General features: G+C 38.3%; 5 protein-coding genes. All 5 read left to right on the plus strand.

Translation table 11 applies throughout. From position 1 onward, the window contains the following. The coding region (locus Q5O73_RS07775) for a V-type ATP synthase subunit F (RefSeq protein ID WP_302669404.1) at positions 1–278 on the plus strand (278 nt) is incomplete at its 5' end. A gap of 41 nt (positions 279–319) precedes the next feature. Then, positions 320–2,092: a V-type ATP synthase subunit A gene (locus tag Q5O73_RS07780; protein ID WP_186840596.1), complete on the plus strand. Its 1,773-nt coding sequence runs from the start codon at positions 320–322 to the stop codon at positions 2,090–2,092. A 1-nt stretch (position 2,093) separates the two neighbouring features. Then, positions 2,094–3,467 (plus strand): V-type ATP synthase subunit B, encoded by a 1,374-nt coding sequence (locus tag Q5O73_RS07785; protein WP_021951870.1) that lies wholly within the window; start codon positions 2,094–2,096, stop codon positions 3,465–3,467. A 39-nt stretch (positions 3,468–3,506) separates the two neighbouring features. Continuing rightward, positions 3,507–4,169, plus strand: coding sequence for a V-type ATP synthase subunit D (locus tag Q5O73_RS07790; RefSeq protein WP_021951871.1), 663 nt, complete (start codon positions 3,507–3,509; stop codon positions 4,167–4,169). A 121-nt stretch (positions 4,170–4,290) separates the two neighbouring features. After that, a complete protein-coding gene (locus tag Q5O73_RS07795) occupies positions 4,291–5,280 on the plus strand; it encodes a 2-hydroxyacid dehydrogenase (protein WP_302669405.1) in 990 nt (329 codons plus the stop codon). The last annotated feature ends 345 nt before the right edge of the window (positions 5,281–5,625 follow it).

Genomic DNA, 5,625 nt, shown 5'->3' on the forward strand with positions numbered 1-5,625 from the left:
GATTTAGTGCCTTAGGAGTTGATATATTTCCTTTAGATGACAAGGTTTTGGCAATAAAGGAACTTAGAAGGTTAGCTGATAATGAATATGCAATTATTTATATAACTGAATCATTAGCGGCAGAAATTTCCGAAGAAATAGACAGATACAGGGAAAGAGTAACCCCGGCAATTATTTTGATTCCCGGTGTACTTGGTAACACCGGAGAAGGTGTTTTGGGAGTCAAGAAATCAGTGGAACAGGCAATAGGCTCTGACATTGTATTTGGAAATAATTAGAAAATGTTGACAGGTAACCTGATGACAGGAAAGGAAGAAGCATGGAACATAGCAAGGGAATTATTAGAAAAGTAGCAGGACCTTTGGTAATTGCTGACGGAATGCGTGATGCTAACATGTTTGACGTGGTAAGGGTCAGCGATAAAAAATTAATAGGTGAAATAATAGAGATGCATGATGACCGGGCATCTATTCAGGTATATGAGGAAACGTCAGGACTTGGACCAGGAGAAGAGGTTGTATCCACCGGTGCACCAATGTCTGTTGAGTTAGGTCCGGGATTAATAGGCAGCATATATGATGGTATACAAAGACCTCTTGATGACATTATGAAGGTTTCCGGAAATCTTTTAAAGAGGGGAGTTCAGGTTCCGTCACTTAAAAGAGAATTAAAATGGGAATTTGTTCCTACGGCAAAGGTAGGAGATATGGTTGAGGCAGGAGATATTATTGGAACCGTACAGGAAACTGCCGTAGTTACACAGAAAATAATGGTTCCATATGGAATTAAGGGTGAAATCGTAAAAATAAACGGAGGAACCTACGATGTAACTGAAACCGTTGCAGTAATAAAAACTTCAGATGGTGAAAAGGAACTTACATTAATGCAGAAATGGCCGGTAAGAAAAGGCAGACCTTACAAGAGAAAGAAGGCACCTAATAAACCTCTTATTACAGGTCAGAGAGTTGTTGACACACTGTTTCCTATTGCAAGAGGTGGTGTGGCAGCAGTTCCGGGACCATTTGGAAGCGGAAAAACAGTTATACAGCATCAGCTTGCTAAGTGGGCTGAGGCAGATATTGTAGTATATATCGGCTGTGGCGAGCGTGGAAATGAAATGACGGATGTTTTAAATGAATTTCCGGAGTTAAAGGATCCTAAAACAGGACATTCCCTTATGGAAAGAACAGTTCTTATTGCCAACACATCAGATATGCCTGTAGCAGCCAGAGAGGCTTCCATATATACAGGTATAACCATTGCGGAATATTTCCGTGATATGGGATATTCAGTAGCCCTTATGGCTGATTCCACTTCAAGATGGGCAGAAGCCCTTCGTGAAATGTCCGGACGATTGGAAGAAATGCCTGGTGAAGAAGGATATCCGGCATATTTAGGTAGCCGTCTTGCCCAGTTTTATGAAAGGGCAGGGGATGTGGTTACCCTGGGAAAAGAAGGAAGAGACGGGGCATTATCAGTTATCGGTGCCGTATCACCTCCGGGAGGAGATATTTCAGAGCCGGTATCTCAGGCAACCCTTCGTATTGTAAAAGTATTCTGGGGTCTGGATTCTAATCTGGCATATAAGCGTCACTTCCCGGCAATAAACTGGCTTACAAGCTATTCACTTTATGTAGACAGCATAGGTGGATGGTTTACGGAAAATATTAATAAGAACTGGCTTACTTTAAGACAAAAGTTAATGAGTCTTTTACATGATGAGTCAGAACTGGATGAAATAGTAAAAATGGTAGGTATGGATGCATTATCTGCACCGGACAGACTAAAAATGGAAGCTGCCCGTTCTATTAGAGAGGATTATCTTCATCAAAATTCCTTCCACGAAGTAGACACATATACGTCTCTTAAGAAACAGGAGATGATGATGGAATTAGTAATTGGATTTTATGAGAAATCTAAGGAGGCATTGGACAATGGAGCAGATGTGGAAGCTCTGATAAAAATGCCTGTCCGTGAGGCAATCGGACGTTTTAAATATACTCATGAAGATGAGCTTGATAAAGAATTTGCAGAAATAAACGACAGACTGGATATTGAGATTGCCAATACTTTAAAGAAGGAGGAGTTCTAATATGCCAAAAGAGTACAGAACCATACAGGAAGTTGCCGGACCTCTTATGTTGGTAAGGGACGTTTCAGGAGTAACTTATGATGAATTAGGTGAAATAGAACTGGCAAATGGAGAGGTAAGACGATGCAAGGTTTTAGAGGTAAACGGAAGCAATGCATTAGTTCAGCTTTTTGAAGATTCAACAGGTATTAACCTTTCAAACAGTAAGGTAAGATTTTTAGGACGAAGCATGGAACTTGGAGTGTCAATGGACATGTTAGGAAGAGTATTTGATGGTCTTGGAAATCCCATAGATGACGGTCCGGATATTTTACCTGATGAAAGAAAGGATATTAATGGTATTGCCATGAATCCGGCAGCAAGAAATTATCCTTCAGAATTTATTCAGACAGGAATATCTGCCATTGACGGCTTAAATACATTAGTAAGGGGACAGAAGCTTCCTATATTTTCCGCATCAGGTCTTCCTCATGCCAATTTGGCAGCTCAGATTGCAAAACAGGCAAAGGTAGTAGGAACAGATGAGCCTTTTGCAGTAGTTTTTGCAGCAGTGGGAATTACCTTTGAGGAATCAGACTTTTTTGTCAACAGCTTTAAGGAAACAGGAGCCATTGACAGAACTGTAATGTTTATGAACCTTGCCAATGACCCGGCAGTTGAACGTATTGCCACCCCTAGAATGGCACTTACAGCAGCAGAATATCTTGCCTTTGAAAAGGGAATGCATGTACTGGTAATTATTACTGATATTACTAACTATGCAGATGCCCTTCGTGAGGTATCTGCAGCAAGAAAGGAAGTCCCTGGAAGAAGAGGTTATCCGGGATACATGTACACTGACCTTGCCACACTTTATGAGCGTGCAGGCCGTCAGAGAGGAAAAGACGGAAGTATAACCATGATTCCTATTCTTACAATGCCTGAGGATGACAAAACCCATCCTATTCCTGACCTTACAGGATATATAACGGAAGGACAGATTATTTTAAGCCGTGAACTATATAGAAAGGGAATTACACCACCTATTGATGTATTGCCTTCACTTTCACGATTAAAGGATAAAGGTATAGGTGAAGGAAAAACAAGAGCTGACCACAGTAATGTAATGAATCAGCTGTTTTCTGCCTATGCAAGAGGTAAGGATGCCAAGGAACTTATGACAATTTTAGGTGAGGCAGCATTGTCTGATATTGACCTTATTTATGCTAAGTTTGCAGATGAATTTGAGAAGGAATATGTTTCCCAGGGATATGATACAGACAGATCCATAGAGGAGACAATGAATGTAGGCTGGAAACTTTTGTCAATGCTTCCAAAATCAGAATTAAAGCGTATTGACGAAAAATACCTTGATAAATACTATATTAGCAAGTAGGACATATAACGGATTTGTTAACGAAAGGTGGGAAGTTTTATGGCATCTACACGTGTAAATCCAACGAGAATGGAGCTTACAAGGCAAAAAAAGAAGCTTATGTCTGCCACAAGAGGACATAAACTGTTAAAGGATAAACGTGACGAGTTAGTAAGACAGTTTATGGATATGATAAAGGAAAATATGAGGCTCAGACTTAAAGTTGAAGAGGGACTTAAAAGGGCAAACAGGGAGTTTGCCGTGGCCAGGGCAGGAATGAGTGAAGAGGTTTTAAACACAGCCCTTATGGCTAATAATAAGTCGTTGGAAATAAAGCAGGATTACAAAAATATAATGAGTGTTGACATTCCACAATTTTGTGCTAAAACTGAAATTGGCGGAAGGGATATATATTCTTATGGATATGCTTTCACTGCCGGGGATTTAGATGATGCAGTATACTCATTGTCTAATGTTTTTTCTGATATGATAAAGCTTGCTGAAATAGAAAAATCATGTCAGCTTATGGCATCGGAAATAGAAAAAACAAGACGAAGGGTAAATGCATTAGAACATGTAATAATTCCTCAGGCTTTGGACAATATAAAATATATAACCATGAAATTAGATGAAAATGAGAGAAGTACCCAGATTCGTTTAATGAAGGTTAAGGATATGATGTTAGAAGAAGCAGTGGAAGCCAGACGGAAAGAGGATATGTAAGTATCTATATGAATATTATGTAACAATTAATGGCGGAGCTTTTGCTTCGCTATTTTGTGTTTTCTGATATCTATAAAACTTCCATATGGTATGTTATGTTTTAAAAGGAGGTAATAAATACATGAAAATTTTATTTTATGACACAAAAAAATATGACAGGGAATCCTTTGATAAAATAATCCCTGAATATAAGGACATTCAAATAGAGTATGCGGAGGAAGATATAAGTGAAAGAACTGCAAAATATGCAAAAGGATATGATGCCATATGTGCTTTTGTAAGTTCTGATGTAAGTGAAAAAGTATTAAAAATATTGAAAGAATGTGGCGTAAAGTTAGTTCTTATGCGTTGCGCGGGATATAATAACGTGGATGTAGGGGCTGCAAAAAAATATGGAATTACGGTGTTAAGAGTTCCGGGATATTCACCGGAAGCTGTGGCAGAGCATGCCATGGCATTAGCCCTTGCCAGTAACAGACATATTCACAAGGCATATATTAAGGTCAGGGAAAATAATTTCAGCCTTGTGGGACTTACGGGAATTAATTTTCATGGAAAAATAGCAGGAATAATTGGAACAGGAAAAATCGGAGCGGCAATGTGTCGTATTTGCAGAGGATTTGGAATGAAGGTTATGGCATATGATATTTACAAAAATCCGGATTTGAATTTTGTGGAATATACGGATTTAGATACAGTATTAGAAAAAAGCGACTTAATTTCCCTACATTGTCCACTGACAGATGATTCTTATCATATGATAAATAAAAAGACTATTAAAAAAATGAAGGACAACGTGGTCTTAGTAAATACATCAAGGGGAGCTTTAATTGATACTCAGGATTTGATACAGGGAATAAGGGAGCACAAATTTCACAGTGTAGGTCTTGATGTATATGAAGAGGAAACTAAGAATGTTTTTGAAAACAGGGAAGATGATATATTAGAGACATCCATAACATCAAGACTTTTGTCGTTTCCAAATGTAATAGTTACTTCTCATCAGGCATTTTTAACAGAAGAGGCACTAGAGGCAATAAGCTACACAACTTTAGAGAATGCCAAATCTTTTGAAATGGGAAATCTTATTGAAAACAATGTGGTGAAGTAATGTTAAGCTGTTTAGGGATTAGAGAAATTGGCTGGCAATGAAGTAATCCGGATATCAGAGGTGGCAAAATTTTGTTCTGCTTACATCATAAACGAACACAGACACCGGTGCCATAAAAGGTGTAAAAATTTTATAATTGGTTAGCATATTTTAGACACTGTTGAGAATAAAAACGTTATTGTGTAATATGAAAGTGAACATAAAAAGGTTTTCATTTATTATACAATGGAGGTTTAACATATGAGAAAGGCATTAGCAGTTATAGCTACAATGGTGGGAATTTTGGTAGCAAGCACCGGTGTAAGTGCTTCATATAATCAGGACACACTTACTATTGATCCAAGT

Source organism: Eubacterium sp. AF15-50 (genome assembly GCF_934835595.1).
Taxonomy (GTDB): Bacteria; Bacillota; Clostridia; order Lachnospirales; family Lachnospiraceae; genus Eubacterium_G; species Eubacterium_G segne.

Coding starts and splice junctions, on each gene's coding strand:
- Q5O73_RS07780 (WP_186840596.1), top strand. CDS start 320: ATGGAACATAGCAAGGGAATTATTAGAAAAGTAGCAGGACCTTTGGTA.
- Q5O73_RS07785 (WP_021951870.1), top strand. CDS start 2,094: ATGCCAAAAGAGTACAGAACCATACAGGAAGTTGCCGGACCTCTTATG.
- Q5O73_RS07790 (WP_021951871.1), top strand. CDS start 3,507: ATGGCATCTACACGTGTAAATCCAACGAGAATGGAGCTTACAAGGCAA.
- Q5O73_RS07795 (WP_302669405.1), top strand. CDS start 4,291: ATGAAAATTTTATTTTATGACACAAAAAAATATGACAGGGAATCCTTT.